General features: G+C 63.8%; 15 protein-coding genes and 1 pseudogene. 13 read left to right on the top strand and 3 right to left on the bottom strand.

Annotated features, from left to right (window positions below; translation table 11 throughout):
* Positions 1–77: 77 nt before the first annotated feature.
* Complete coding sequence (locus FJ434_RS20335; RefSeq protein WP_246678376.1) at positions 78–500, bottom strand: hypothetical protein; 423 nt, start codon at positions 498–500, stop codon at positions 78–80.
* Positions 501–634: 134 nt separating this feature from the next.
* The gene (locus tag FJ434_RS30515) at positions 635–760 is read right to left on the bottom strand and encodes a hypothetical protein (protein ID WP_281406456.1); all 126 of its coding nucleotides are present in this window, start codon (positions 758–760) and stop codon (positions 635–637) included.
* A 1-nt stretch (position 761) separates the two neighbouring features.
* Between FJ434_RS30515 and FJ434_RS30305 the strand changes: the two are divergent.
* Positions 762–917: pseudogene (locus tag FJ434_RS30305) on the top strand (DUF736 family protein); the annotation flags it as partial.
* A gap of 47 nt (positions 918–964) precedes the next feature.
* Here the strand turns inward: FJ434_RS30305 and FJ434_RS20325 are convergent.
* Entirely contained in the window at positions 965–1225 is a 261-nt protein-coding gene (locus FJ434_RS20325; RefSeq protein ID WP_246676147.1) for a helix-turn-helix transcriptional regulator, read from the bottom strand.
* 372 nt (positions 1226–1597) lie between these two features.
* Between FJ434_RS20325 and FJ434_RS20320 the strand changes: the two genes are divergently transcribed.
* From FJ434_RS20320 to FJ434_RS20265, 12 genes are all read left to right on the top strand, one after another.
* Positions 1598–1981, top strand: coding sequence for a hypothetical protein (locus tag FJ434_RS20320; RefSeq protein ID WP_246676148.1), 384 nt, complete (start codon positions 1598–1600; stop codon positions 1979–1981).
* Between the two features lie 128 nt (positions 1982–2109).
* Positions 2110–2304 carry a DUF6499 domain-containing protein gene (locus FJ434_RS20315; protein ID WP_140751526.1) on the top strand — a complete coding sequence of 65 codons (195 nt, stop codon included), beginning with the start codon at positions 2110–2112 and terminating at the stop codon, positions 2302–2304.
* A 154-nt stretch (positions 2305–2458) separates the two neighbouring features.
* A complete protein-coding gene (locus tag FJ434_RS20310; protein WP_246678377.1) occupies positions 2459–2854 on the top strand; it encodes a DUF2285 domain-containing protein in 396 nt (131 codons plus the stop codon).
* Positions 2855–3812: 958 nt separating this feature from the next.
* Positions 3813–4139, top strand: a complete 327-nt coding sequence (locus FJ434_RS20305) for a DUF736 domain-containing protein (protein WP_140877000.1) — start codon at positions 3813–3815, stop codon at positions 4137–4139.
* 300 nt (positions 4140–4439) lie between these two features.
* Positions 4440–4721, top strand: a complete 282-nt coding sequence (locus tag FJ434_RS20300) for a helix-turn-helix domain-containing protein (RefSeq protein WP_140751528.1) — start codon at positions 4440–4442, stop codon at positions 4719–4721.
* Between the two features lie 17 nt (positions 4722–4738).
* Positions 4739–5794 (top strand): replication initiator protein A, encoded by a 1056-nt coding sequence (locus FJ434_RS20295; protein ID WP_140751530.1) that lies wholly within the window; start codon positions 4739–4741, stop codon positions 5792–5794.
* Positions 5791–6282 carry a DUF2840 domain-containing protein gene (locus FJ434_RS20290; protein WP_140751532.1) on the top strand — a complete coding sequence of 164 codons (492 nt, stop codon included), beginning with the start codon at positions 5791–5793 and terminating at the stop codon, positions 6280–6282. Before FJ434_RS20295 ends, FJ434_RS20290 begins: the two co-directional genes overlap by 4 nt.
* On the top strand, positions 6279–6824 hold the full coding sequence (locus FJ434_RS20285; protein ID WP_140751534.1) for a S26 family signal peptidase: 546 nt from the start codon (positions 6279–6281) through the stop codon (positions 6822–6824). The genes FJ434_RS20290 and FJ434_RS20285 overlap by 4 nt, the downstream gene beginning before the upstream one ends.
* A gap of 36 nt (positions 6825–6860) precedes the next feature.
* The gene (locus FJ434_RS20280) at positions 6861–7190 is read left to right on the top strand and encodes a DUF736 family protein (RefSeq protein WP_140751536.1); all 330 of its coding nucleotides are present in this window, start codon (positions 6861–6863) and stop codon (positions 7188–7190) included.
* A gap of 110 nt (positions 7191–7300) precedes the next feature.
* On the top strand, positions 7301–7963 hold the full coding sequence (locus tag FJ434_RS20275) for a lytic transglycosylase domain-containing protein (RefSeq protein ID WP_246676152.1): 663 nt from the start codon (positions 7301–7303) through the stop codon (positions 7961–7963).
* Positions 7964–8206: 243 nt separating this feature from the next.
* Positions 8207–9946 (top strand): VirD2 family relaxase/mobilization nuclease, encoded by a 1740-nt coding sequence (locus FJ434_RS20270; protein WP_140751540.1) that lies wholly within the window; start codon positions 8207–8209, stop codon positions 9944–9946.
* A 139-nt stretch (positions 9947–10085) separates the two neighbouring features.
* Entirely contained in the window at positions 10086–12068 is a 1983-nt protein-coding gene (locus tag FJ434_RS20265) for a conjugal transfer protein TraG (protein ID WP_140751542.1), read from the top strand.
* The last annotated feature ends 4 nt before the right edge of the window (positions 12069–12072 follow it).

The raw sequence follows: 12072 nt of genomic DNA, 5'->3' as shown, positions 1-12072 counted from the left end.
TTACGCTGATGACTCGACGCGTCAAGCGGCGAAGCCCGACCTGAGCTAGATTGCGGATCCCGTCCGTGCGCGAACGGTCATGAGACAACTTCTTTCAATCTCGCCGCACTGGCCGAACCCGGCTCCGGAGCGTTCTGCAGCGCCTGAAAACTGGATCGTCCCTCGGTGTCGATGACGACAGCCTCTCCGTCGATGAGGGCGGAGCGAACGTTAAGTGTGCGTGCCTCGGACAGGATGGAGGGAAAGCGGTCCGACCAGTCCAGACCGGAGCGCGTATAGGCGCGCGCCTCGCCGCCGCCCACAGCGACAAGGATACGGTAGCCATCGTATTTCATTTCGTGGATCCAGCGGTCGCCGGGAGGAACCGTGCCCACCAGTTTTGCGAGCTGGACCGGCCGGAATGCAGGTGGCGCCAGAATGGCCAAGCCGCGCGAGGCTGGCTTCGTGGGGCGAGTGGAAACGTCTTTGATGATTGGCCGACGCAAAGCTGACTTGCTCACTTGAGTTGGCTCAAACCAAACCCAACTGTGTCTGCCATTATCGTCTCCCTGTTCCGTAGCTGCGCCGTCACGACGCTCGACCTGTAACGCTTTGGTACGACTTGCGATCCTGAGCCGGGCAGAAATTCGGCGTTTCACCTGAAATCCCGCGTCTTGATCTTGATGCTGTCGATGTGGAGGTCGGGTATGTGGATGTCGCGGCTGCGCAGCCCCCTGGGCGGCAGCTCGCGCGGATCAGGTCCGGAGCCGCCATTGCGCACTTGGTCCGAGCGCTCCAACGAGGGCCGCGACTATCTCGGACTCAAGCTCGATGATCCGAGCTTCACTGCTCCGATCTACGCCAACCTCTTCGCCGACGAGCAAGGCGAGGGCACAGCCTCATCTGGGTCACGCCCCAACCGCCGCAATGGCGAGTAACTGGTCAAGCGGGCCCGTTCGAGTGGCATTTGACGGTGAAACCACCATCAACTGCTCTTTCGCAACAGAATCCCATTGTTACGAAGTACTTCAATGCCAGCTCTTTCAAGCGCATTCACGATCGCTAATATATTGTTTGCAATCGGAGTCCGCGCACCGCGTTCGAAATCAGCGATTGTCTGCCGTGCGACGCTGGCCGCGCGGGCCAGATCATCTTGGCTCCATCCCAACATTGCACGTGCGCCGCGGCACTGCTCAGCGCTGAAATTCGCCGCCTTGTCTGCAATATTATGATTGACGTCAATCAATTTGTATATTACCCCTGTCTCGAAATTGCGGTCGAAGAGGGTGCGCGAACACCCTTTTCGACCTGACCAAAGCCAAGCTGTGTGGAGCTCGGATCATGGCTGATTCCGACAATACCACGACTTTGCCTTCCGTCACGCTTGGGCGGGAGCCCGGCTCTCCGTGGACCGCAGAGCGTCCTGAGCCTTCTGCCGACCATGCAGCTGAAGATCAGCCGCCCGCTGATCCAGCGCTTGCCGTGTCCCTCGCCTGGCTCCGGGCGCACGTTGCGAAGCTGGCCTCTTGTATCCGGCAGCAGGAGGCTGGGCGCGGGCTCCTAGAGCGCGGCGCACTTTTGCCTATTGGCGAAGTCATCGGGCGCGGGGAATCTTGATTTGTGCAAGGAAGAGCAGGACAACACTGAAAGGGCGGACGCCTTGTTGGCGGAGATTGCGGCGACGCCTGCCCAGTCTCTAGCGGGTGTGGTTGCGAAGCTTGCGGCTGTCATTCGGGAGGCGACTGACAACACCGATCTGTGCGAATCTCCGCTGCCGCACGTCCGCTCGGCCTTGGCCGATCTGCGGCGTCTCACGCAGCACGCGACAAGCGATCAGCCATCTGGCTGGCCCGCCGGCGACCAGTTGATCGGCTCGCTGTTCGAGCAGTCCGCCTCGTCCTTCGCCGCTTGGCGCGCGTTCAGCGCGTGGTGCCAGGGTGATGACGAAGGCTATCGCACATGGACGAGCACATTCAAAATACTGCAGGGCGCAAGCCAATAGGCATCGCAAAGTCTTGGTCTAACTGCTCGGTGCCGAGATATCTCGTCGTCCATTCGTCAATGACGGAATACAAGGATTTCGCTCTACGCCGCGTACCCCTATCAATCCTTGAGAAGGGAAGGACGCGGATGAAGCCCGACACATCGAAGTGGCGTGACCCACAGGCATATGCATTCGTCAAAGGCGCAGCCGCTGACGAGATCGCCTGGGAGTTCCTGCGACGCAACCCGCACTATCAGCAGGACTTCGCAACCTCCCGCTCGGCTAAGGCGAGGCGCGCATTACGCAAGCGCTGGGGTTTGCAGTTTCGCCGCTCGGCCTGACCAGTCCGCGGTCGAGCAGCCCGTCTATTGGGCGCCTCAGATCGATCCAGGGGTCATCATCCTTGTCGAGGTTCCGCCCGAACTGCACACGGGCCAGGGCAGCGCCTCCGACGTCCCGCTGGTCGCGGGCCGGCGTGACGAGGTCGGCCTTCATATGCGGTCTGGCGGCACACAACTGGCGCTTCTCGGCGACGCGGAGCCAGGTGAACCGCTCGCCGCCATCATCCCGCTGGACGACATGGCGCACGACCGGCTCCAAGCCATCGAGCGGTTCATCCGCTTGATCCGCAGGCAACACCTTCCTGACGCCCAGTTGACCGCGGCCCAGCGCCGGCGCCTTGGCCACATGCTGCGATGCCTCGATGGCCGGGAAGAGCAGGCATCCCATTTTGAAGTCGCTACCGCCTTGTTCGGTCGGCGACTGGTCAGTGCTGCCGACTGGCACGACTCGGCTTTTCGATATCAGACGCATCGCTTAGTGCGGGACGGTTTCAAAATGGTCGAGCGCGGCTACCGCCAATTGCTTCGCGCGCGACGGCGCCTTTCCTGAAGGGGTTTCGACGCCGCCTGGTTCACTTGATGCGTGGTCTCCAAGCCAAGCCTACGATCCTGAAGTGAACGGCGTTTTTGCGCCTAAAGCCAGACATTCAGGTTCCAGTCGACGCTCCCCAGAAGCGGACAGCGGCGGCCTGTAGGGCGCTGCCTCCTATCTTGGGGTCGACTATGGCGGCGCTGCCCTGGCCGAGCGAAGCGTGGGCCTACGTTGAGCGGCGAAACAACGTAACGCGGGTGGCGCGTTTGTCACCGAAGAACCTTGCCGTCCGTCAGGAATGGGGTGGGAAGCGGACTGGCAGGTTTCGGTTCTCGCAGGCGTGCTTCGCTGCGGTCAGCCCGGAATATGGACGCCATTTCAACGATCAGCGCGACATTCTTACAATGCCGCGCGACGAAAAAGGTGCATCCAGAGGCTTCCTCCCCATTCCCAAGTGTACAGCAAACGTCATGATAGATCTGCGGGAAGGGCGATCCAAATGGCCTTGCGCCCGTAGCACGACCCGTCGACTCTGCAGTGCGGGCGAAGGCATCTCGATCCGAGCAGTGAGCCGCTCAAAGGTAGCGTGCGCTTGGCACTGGAGGGAAAGAGGCTTCGATGCAGTACTTGCCGAGTCCGTGTCAGGAAATCCGCTGGCGAAACAATCCGCTTAATCTTTGCTGATCCCGCATGCCGCCATTGCCTCCCTCGGCATTTCGCGGAGCGCACCAACGACCTCTCGAACGGGCTGATCTGGCCGAAGGACGGCTGAAGCCTCGATCGCCTATGCCGCAATGGCGCGGCGCGAGTTTCTTCCCCTGGGCAAAGCCCATTCCTCGCGGAACCAAGAAACGCGCGCCTGCGCCATCCTCCGCTTTGCTGCGGTCGCAAGCGATGCGGCGGCGGTCGCCTCCGGCCTCACGATCGCCATCGAGGTCGCATGGTGCGGGCTCGGAAACGAAAACGGAGACTGAAAATGGCTACCATCGGCATCTTCAAGAAGACCAGTGCGAACGAGTTCGCCGGCGAGATCGTCACCCTCAGCGTCCAGGCCAAAGGCGTGCGCATCGTCCCCGACACCCGGGCCAGCGGCGAGAACGCACCAAGCCACCGCGTCGTGGTCGGCAAGGCCGAGATCGGCGCCGCCTGGTCCAAGCGCTCCAACGAAGGTCGCGACTATCTCGGCCTCAAGCTGGACGATCCGAGCTTCACCGCTCCAATTTACGCCAACCTCTTCGCCGACGAGGAAGGCGAGGGCCACAGCCTCATCTGGTCCCGCCCCAGCCGCCGCAACGGCGAGTGAACTGGCAGACGCCTCGCCCGGTACCGGGCGGGGCGTCTCCTGATGATGGCGCGCGGGCATTCCGCGCCGCAGGCCGCCATGACCGGGCCTTCTGTCATCAGATACGTTGCTGATGCGCGACGGCGTGAAGATGGTCGCGCGCGGCGCCCGCCAATTGCAGCACGCGCCGGCGGCGCTGCCGAAGGCCTCTTAGCGGTGCGAAATAGCGCCCCTCAATTGCGCACCTGATCATGGTGCCCTTGCTCCTCCATCCTGGCCATCGATCGCCGTTCAACCGCAACGGCCGGAAGGAGACACCTCATGAACACCGACGCCGCGCCATTGCCGCCGCGCTACCTGCGCACTTCTGAAGCCGCGCATTTCCTCAGTCTCTCGGCGCGCACACTTGAGAAACATCGCACCTACGGCACAGGGCCCGCCTATCGCAAACTCGGCGGCCGCGTCGTCTACGCCATCGACGACCTCCAGGCCTGGGTTCAGCGCGGCGCGATGACATCGACATCCGATCCGTATGGCTCGCTGCTGCCCGCCAAGCCTCAGGCCGCCCGCCTGATCCCCTATGCCGGACGCGAAAGGCGCTGAGCCCGCCGATCTCCCCAATGTCGGCACGACCACGCCCACCATTGGAGCGCGAACAGCTCGACCTATTCCAGGCGCTGCCGGGCGTCGTGGCGCCACGCGATGCGCAGGACCTCATGGCCTATCCCTTCTTCTCCCTCGCCAAATCCAGGCGCGTTGCGCCGATCGACTTTCACGCCGGCGATGTTGCGATCCGTGTCGACGCAATGCCCGATCACGGCATGGCGACGATCTGGGACGCCGATATCTTGATCTGGGCCGCGAGCCAGATCGTCAACGCTCGGGACGCCGGATTGCGCACATCCCGCCTGATGGCCGCGACGCCATATGAGATGCTTACCTTCATCGGCCGCGGCGTCTCCAAGCGAGACTACCAGCGTCTCAAGGCCGCGCTCGACCGCCTGCAGTCGACAAGCGTCGTCACCTCCATTCGCCAGCCGGCCGAGGGCCGCCGTCATCGCTTCTCGTGGATCAATGAGTGGCAGGAGCGCTGCGGTCAAAACGGTCGCCCGCTTGGCGTCGAACTGATCCTGCCCGATTGGTTCTATCGCGCCGTCATGGACGATGCGCTGATCTTGACAATCGACCGGGCCTATTTTGGGCTGACGGGCGGCCTGGAGCGTTGGCTCTATCGACTGGTGCGCAAGCATGGCGGACGCCAGCGCGCCGGCTGGCGTTTCGATATCAGCCACCTGCATCGGAAGTCCGGCAGCCTGTCGCCGCTCAAGCGCTTCGCCTTCGAGCTACGTGACATCGTGCGCCGCCAGCCTTTGCCGGGGTATCTTCTCTTCACGGAGGTCGAAGCCAGCGGCCGCGTGATGCTGGCTTTCGAACCGGCGCCGAGGCCTGTTGACAGGATCGTGCCATCGGGAACCCGAACTATCGTGCCATCGGGAACCGCATCATCGTGCTTTCGGGAACCGTTATCGGCTCTATGCGACGGCTACGAAACGGAAAATCGGCCTCTTAACTTAGAGTCTAACTCTCAATCTAACAGTCTTGCGGGCAAGCCAAGGACTGGCGGCGTAGAGCAGAAGCGGCGGTGCGTCGGCCGGCGCGAGGGAGACGGCATATGACGCCGTCTTCTCAAGCGACGGCGCGCGGCGGCCTCACCACGGTCGAGCTGATCTGGATCGAGAAGCGTATCGAGCATCGCATCCGCTTCGGACGCCCTGCGCATGAAACGATCATCGACAAGCGGCGTCGCGTCATCGGATTTGCGCCGGGCAGTGTCTTTGCGTTCGTCCGCTGGGCGGCGAATGACTTTGGCACCATCATTTCGCGCATCGATATCGTGCGCGCCGTCTTGCCCGCCGAACCTTATCAGACGCTGCCCTATGTCCGGCCAGGCGGCGAGATCCTGCTCAAGATCGCAGGCTGGGACAAGGTTGAGCGGGTTCTCCAACTGATCGATGCGATCGAGGCGATCAGCCTCGATCCGGTCGGCGCCGCCCCTGACTATTGGCGTCAGACCCACAACCGACTGGTTGCTGGCGGAACGCTCTGTGCCTATTCGCTCGAGCAGCATCGGGCCTTTCTGTTGCGCAAGCGAGCGACATCATGAGCCGCGTCGCTTGCATGGCCGCGGCGCTCGCGGCCCTCGCCGCGACGATCGCCCCCGCTGCCGTGGACATGCCGCCGCTGCTCGTATGGAACGCATCGGCCAGCGCGCCCCTCGGCCTCTATGCGATCCGGAGAATGGCCGTTCCAACGGCAGGCGCGCTCGCCGTCATCGAACCGCCCGAGAGCGTCGCTCGGTTTGCCGCCGAGCGCGGTTACCTTCCGCTCGGTGTGCCAATGCTGAAGCACATCGAAGGGCTTCCTGGACACGAGGTTTGTCGCGTTGCTGGCGTCGTCATGGTCGACGGGATCACGATCGGCACCGCACTGAAGCGCGATCGCGAGGGACGTGCCCTGCCTGACTGGCAGGGCTGCCGCATCATCGCCGCCGCCGAAATCTTCGTCGTGAACCGGAAGGTCCAGGACAGTCTCGACGGCCGCTACTTCGGCCCGTTCCCGGTGGGTTCGATCGTCGGACGTGCGATGCCGCTTTGGACCGACGAAACGGGCGATGGCCACTACACCTGGCTCGCTCCAGCGAACTGAAATTCAGCCCAGCCAACAAGACGAAGGAGATAGTCCATGGCCGAGATCGGCGTCTTTCACAAAACTGAACCTGGTTACTCCGGGCGCATGCGAACGCTGCTCGTGGATGCCGAACTGGTGCTCGTCCCCGCCAAAAAATGCGACGGCAAAGCGCCGGATTTTCGCATCCACATCGGCGACGGCAGCGGCCCCGAGGTCGGCGCGGCCTGGAAGGAAACCGGACAGACGGCTGGCGACTATCTGTCGTGCCGATTGGAGGATCCGCTGTTTGGTCGGCGCTTTCGCGCCAGTCTGTTGCGATCCGACAATGGCTCCTGGTCGCTGCGCTGGATCCGGCCGAAATCGCGGCCGGAGCGTGCTCGATGAGTCGGCGATCGGCACCGAAATGTGCGGACGAAAGGCGCCGCGTCGGTTGGTTGCCTGGTCGCAGGGAAGCACGTTGGCTTATCGGTGGCATGCTGATTTTCTGCCACGCGATGACGGGGCCCGTCGCACAATCAGCGCCGGTCTCGCGCAAATCGGCGGACGATCCTTATGCCGCGCATATCGCCGAAGCGTCGCATCGCTTTCGCCTTCCTCAGCTCTGGATACGGGCAGTCATGCACCTGGAAAGCGCCCGCGACCCACGCGCCGTGTCGCGAAAGGGTGCAGTGGGTCTGATGCAGATCATGCCCGGAACCTGGGCCGAGCTGCGCCTTCGTCATCAACTCGGCCACGATCCCTATGATCCACACGACAACATCCTTGCCGGCACCGCCTATCTTCGCGAGCTGTATGATCGATACGGTTCACCGGGCTTCCTGGCCGCCTACAATGCGGGGCCGGGGCGTTACGAAGCCTCCTTGAGGGGCCGCCCGCTGCCGGCTGAAACCCGGGCCTATGTTGCGATGCTCCGCCCTTTCTGGGGCGGCGGTGATGCACCCGGCGCGCTCACCGCCGCTCATGCGAAGGCCGTCACCTGGAAGGTCGCGCCGCTGTTCATAGTGCGGTCCGGGCCGTTGGCCGCTTCCGGTCTTTCGTCCAGCGAAGACGCTTCCGTCGAGGTCTCCTCGTCACCGTCGGTGCGCAAACTTTTCGCGGCCAGTTCGCAGCGTCGCGAACTGTTCCCTGGGTCCGACCTCCGGAAATCGCAGCGATGACGAGGTCTCCGTCAAACCGCGCCCCGGCGCCTCTTTGGACGTCGCAGCCTTTGAGGCGCACGGGGCAAGAGGCAGCAACCGAGGGATGGCAAGATAAAAGGGCGCACATTGTGCTGCGGTCGGTTGGTTGCATTTGCTGGGTTTTTTGCCGCTTACCGCACATTGCAGCGCCTTCGCGCAATGTGCTGAGAGCATGCAAATTATTGTATTCTCTGCGCAAATGGCAGGGTGAGGACGGGTGCCGTGTCCGATGAGCACGAGTTCCGCGTCCGTCCGGGCCGCATTCGCTCGACGCGAGCCCAATCGTCGCGGCCCTTCATCGCCCAGGCGCTTGCGGCGGCGCAAAAGGCCGGCGGCAGCGTGTCGCGCTCAGGCCGGATCGGGAGAGGCAACAGTTCGCGGTTCGGGCGGGGCAGGGCAGCGAGCCTTCAGGCCAATCGCTTCCTCACCGGCCGCTCCCGCCTCGCCACGATCAAGACCCGCGTGGTTCGCCATTCGAAACGTGGCGCGCCGCTGGCGAGCCACCTCAACTATCTGCGCCGGGAGGGGGTCACGCGAGACGACGCGAAAGCCCGCATGTTCGGACCGGAGGTCGACGATGCGTCGCTCCCGGATTTCGTCAGGCGCTGCAAGGACGACCGGCATCATTTCCGCTTCATCGTCTCGCCGGAGGACGCCGTCGAGATGTCCGACCTGAAATCCTTCACCCGTGATCTCATGGGCCGCATGCAGAAGGATCTGGGCACGGTGCTCGAATGGATCGCGGTCGATCATTGGAACACCGACAACCCGCATGTCCACGTCATCCTGCGCGGCCGGGCCGATGACGGCCAGGACCTGGTGATCTCGCGCGACTACATCAGCCGCGGCATGCGCGATCGCGCCAGCGAGCTCGTCACGCAGGAGCTTGGCCCCCGATCGGATCTTGAGATCCGCCGGCAGGTCGAGCGTCAGGTCGAGGCCGAGCGGTGGACCGGGCTCGACCGCCAGTTGCTTCGAGACGCACGCGATGGCGGCGTCATCGATCTCGCGCCATGTGCCGATCGCCAGCCTGACGAATTCATCGCGCCAAAGATCGGGCGGCTGCGCAGGCTGGAAACGCTCGGCCTTGCCGAGCAACTCGGTCCTGGTCAGTGGATCCTCAGCGACAGAGCCGAGGCGACGCTGCGCCAGATGGGTGAGCGCGGCGATATCATCAAACGCATGCATCGCGCATTCTCGGTCCGCGACATCGAACGCGCGAGCGCCAGCTATGTGCTGGCCGCGGAGACCATCGGCGAGACGATTATCGGCCGACTGGTCGAGCGCGGACTGGATGACGAACTCAAGGGCACGGCCTATGCGGTCATCGATGGCGTCGACGGACGTTGTCATCACGTCCGGCTTGCCGATCTCGAGGCGACGGGTGACGGGGCGCCGGGCGCGATCGTCGAACTGCGCAAATTCGAGGACGCCCAGGGACGCCGACGGCTGGCGCTTGCCGTGCGCTCCGATTTCGACATCGACAGACAGGTGGTTGCGGAGGGGGCGACCTGGCTCGACCGGCAGGCGCTTGCCCGTCCTGCGGCGGCGCTTTCCGATGGCGGCTTCGGCGCCGAGGTGCGCCAGGCGCTTGATCGGCGCGCCGAGCACCTGGTCGGACTGGGGCTGGCGGAGCGGCGGCCGGGCGGGACCGTCTTTGCCGGAAACTTGATCGACACGCTCCGCCAGAGGGAACTCGACGTGCTCGCGAGCAGGCTCGCGACTCAGACGGGCCAGTCATTCAACCGTGCCGGGAAAGGCGAATTCGTGTCGGGCACCTACAGGCAGCGCTTTGCGCTTGCATCCGGCCGTTTCGCGATGATCGATGATGGCCTCGGCTTTCAGCTCGTGCCCTGGACGCCTTCGCTGGAGCGACATCTCGGCAATCACGTCTCCGGTGTCGTTCGCGGCGACGGCGGCGCCGATTGGAGTTTCGGCCGCAAGCCCGGCTTCGGCTTATGAAGGCGCTTTCAAGGGGGATCGGAGCCTGAGTGCCGATCGCCTGTCTTCCTTGCCGGGAACGCGACGCGACACGATCGGCATGGGCCGGCTGTTGAATCTCGCATCAACCTTGCTGACCTCTCGGCACGAGGAGAAACGAATGTCGGGAACGAAAGTCCTTTGGGGACAGATTGTCGTGGTCTTCCTGATCGTGCTCCTCGCGATCTGGGGATCGACGCAATGGTCGGCTTGGCAGCTGGGCTATCAGGAGCGGCTGGGAACGCCTTGGTTCGTCATCGGCAGCATGCCAGTCTATTATCCGCCTGCCATCTTCTGGTGGTGGTATTTCTATGATGCCTATGCGCCGGGCATCTTTGTGCGCGGCGGCATCATTGCCGCCTCGGGCGGCTTCATGTCGATCGCCGTGGCGATCGGCATGTCGCTTTGGCGTGCCCGCGAGGCGACGAAGGTCGCGACCTATGGCTCCGCGCGCTGGGCCGACAAGAGCGAGGTGCAGGCGGCAGGCCTGCTTGCCCCCGACGGCGTGGTGCTGGGGCGCTATGGAACGCACTATCTGCGCCACGACGGGCCCGAGCATGTGCTTTGCTTTGCGCCGACGCGTTCGGGAAAGGGGGTCGGCCTTGTAGTGCCGTCGTTGCTGACCTGGCCTGGCTCGGCGATCGTCCATGACATCAAGGGCGAGAACTGGGGTCTGACCGCCGGCTTCCGCGCCCGCCACGGCCGGGTGCTGTTGTTTGATCCGACCAATGCCAGGTCGGACGCTTACAACCCTTTGCTCGAGGTCCGCCGCGGTGAATGGGAGGTCCGCGATGTGCAAAACATCGCCGACATCCTGGTCGACCCCGAAGGCTCGCTTGAACGACGCAACCACTGGGAAAAGACGAGCCACGCGCTCCTGGTCGGCGCGATCCTGCATGTGCTCTATGCCGGACCGGATAAGACGCTTGCCGGCGTAGCGGCATTCCTGTCCGATCCGAAGCGGCCGATCGAATCGACCTTGGCCGCGATGATGACGACGCCGCATCTGGGGGAGGGCGGTCCGCATCCCGTCATCGCCAGCGCCGCCCGTGAGTTGTTGAACAAGTCCGACAACGAGCGCTCCGGCGTGCTCTCGACCGCGATGTCCTTCCTTGGGCTCTATCGCGACCCGGTGGTGGCGGAGGTGACGCGCGCATGCGGCTGGCGCATCGCCGACCTGGTCGCCGATCCTCGTCCGGCGACGCTCTATCTCGTTGTTCCACCCTCCGACATCAGTCGCACCAAGCCGCTGATCCGTCTCATCCTCAACCAGATCGGCCGCCGTCTGACCGAGGATCTGCAGGCGAGGGCGGATCGCCATCGATTGCTTCTGATGCTTGACGAGTTTCCGGCGCTCGGACGGCTCGACTTCTTCGAATCCGCGCTCGCTTTCATGGCCGGCTACGGGTTGAAAAGCTTCCTGATCGCGCAGTCCCTCAACCAGATCGAGAAGGCCTACGGGCCGAACAATTCTATTCTGGACAACTGCCATGTACGCGTCAGCTTCGCGACCAATGACGAGCGTACCGCCAAGCGTGTCTCCGATGCCCTGGGCACGGCAACCGAGCTGAAGGCGATGAAGAACTATGCCGGTCACCGGCTCTCGCCCTGGCTCGGTCATCTCATGGTTTCGCGCTCGGAGACGGCGCGGCCGTTGCTGACGCCCGGCGAGATCATGCAGTTGCCGGCAGGCGACGAGATCGTCATGCTGGCGGGCACGCCGCCGATCCGGGCGAAGAAGGCGCGCTATTTCGAAGACCCGCGGTTGCGGGAGCGCATTCTGCCGCCACCGGCTGTCACGGCTCGAGCCGAGCCGGAGCCTGACGATTGGACGGCGCTTGCGTTGCCGCTCCCGCCACCGGGTACGGCAGCCGCAACTGCCGTGACGAAACTCCAGGAGGAATCGACCGAGTCCGCATTGCGACGTCAGCCAGAGCTCGATCCTCTTCTCCCGGCCGCGGCGGAGCTGCCGCCCGTCAACGAGTTCGAGATCGAAGCGCCTGACGAGGCGGATGATCTCGCGAGCAGCAGCCGGATGGCTCGCCTTGTGCGGGGCATGGCGCGTCAGATCGCGCTCGACCCGGACGACGGCATGGAGCTGTGACGGT

The sequence above is a fragment of the Mesorhizobium sp. B2-5-13 genome (assembly GCF_006440535.1).
Taxonomy (GTDB): domain Bacteria; phylum Pseudomonadota; class Alphaproteobacteria; order Rhizobiales; family Rhizobiaceae; genus Mesorhizobium; species Mesorhizobium salmacidum.
The sequence above is the reverse complement of the archived record's forward strand: the minus strand, read 5'-3'. Positions and strand labels throughout refer to the sequence as shown.

What these genes read in the sequence shown, in the direction of transcription:
- FJ434_RS20310 (WP_246678377.1), top strand. Translation starts at nt 2,459, where the DNA reads ATGCGGTCTGGCGGCACACAACTGGCGCTTCTCGGCGACGCGGAGCCA.
- FJ434_RS20305 (WP_140877000.1), top strand. Translation starts at nt 3,813, where the DNA reads ATGGCTACCATCGGCATCTTCAAGAAGACCAGTGCGAACGAGTTCGCC.
- FJ434_RS20295 (WP_140751530.1), top strand. Translation starts at nt 4,739, where the DNA reads ATGTCGGCACGACCACGCCCACCATTGGAGCGCGAACAGCTCGACCTA.
- FJ434_RS20285 (WP_140751534.1), top strand. Translation starts at nt 6,279, where the DNA reads ATGAGCCGCGTCGCTTGCATGGCCGCGGCGCTCGCGGCCCTCGCCGCG.
- FJ434_RS20300 (WP_140751528.1), top strand. Translation starts at nt 4,440, where the DNA reads ATGAACACCGACGCCGCGCCATTGCCGCCGCGCTACCTGCGCACTTCT.
- FJ434_RS20275 (WP_246676152.1), top strand. Translation starts at nt 7,301, where the DNA reads ATGACGGGGCCCGTCGCACAATCAGCGCCGGTCTCGCGCAAATCGGCG.
- FJ434_RS20265 (WP_140751542.1), top strand. Translation starts at nt 10,086, where the DNA reads ATGTCGGGAACGAAAGTCCTTTGGGGACAGATTGTCGTGGTCTTCCTG.
- FJ434_RS20280 (WP_140751536.1), top strand. Translation starts at nt 6,861, where the DNA reads ATGGCCGAGATCGGCGTCTTTCACAAAACTGAACCTGGTTACTCCGGG.
- FJ434_RS20290 (WP_140751532.1), top strand. Translation starts at nt 5,791, where the DNA reads ATGACGCCGTCTTCTCAAGCGACGGCGCGCGGCGGCCTCACCACGGTC.
- FJ434_RS20315 (WP_140751526.1), top strand. Translation starts at nt 2,110, where the DNA reads ATGAAGCCCGACACATCGAAGTGGCGTGACCCACAGGCATATGCATTC.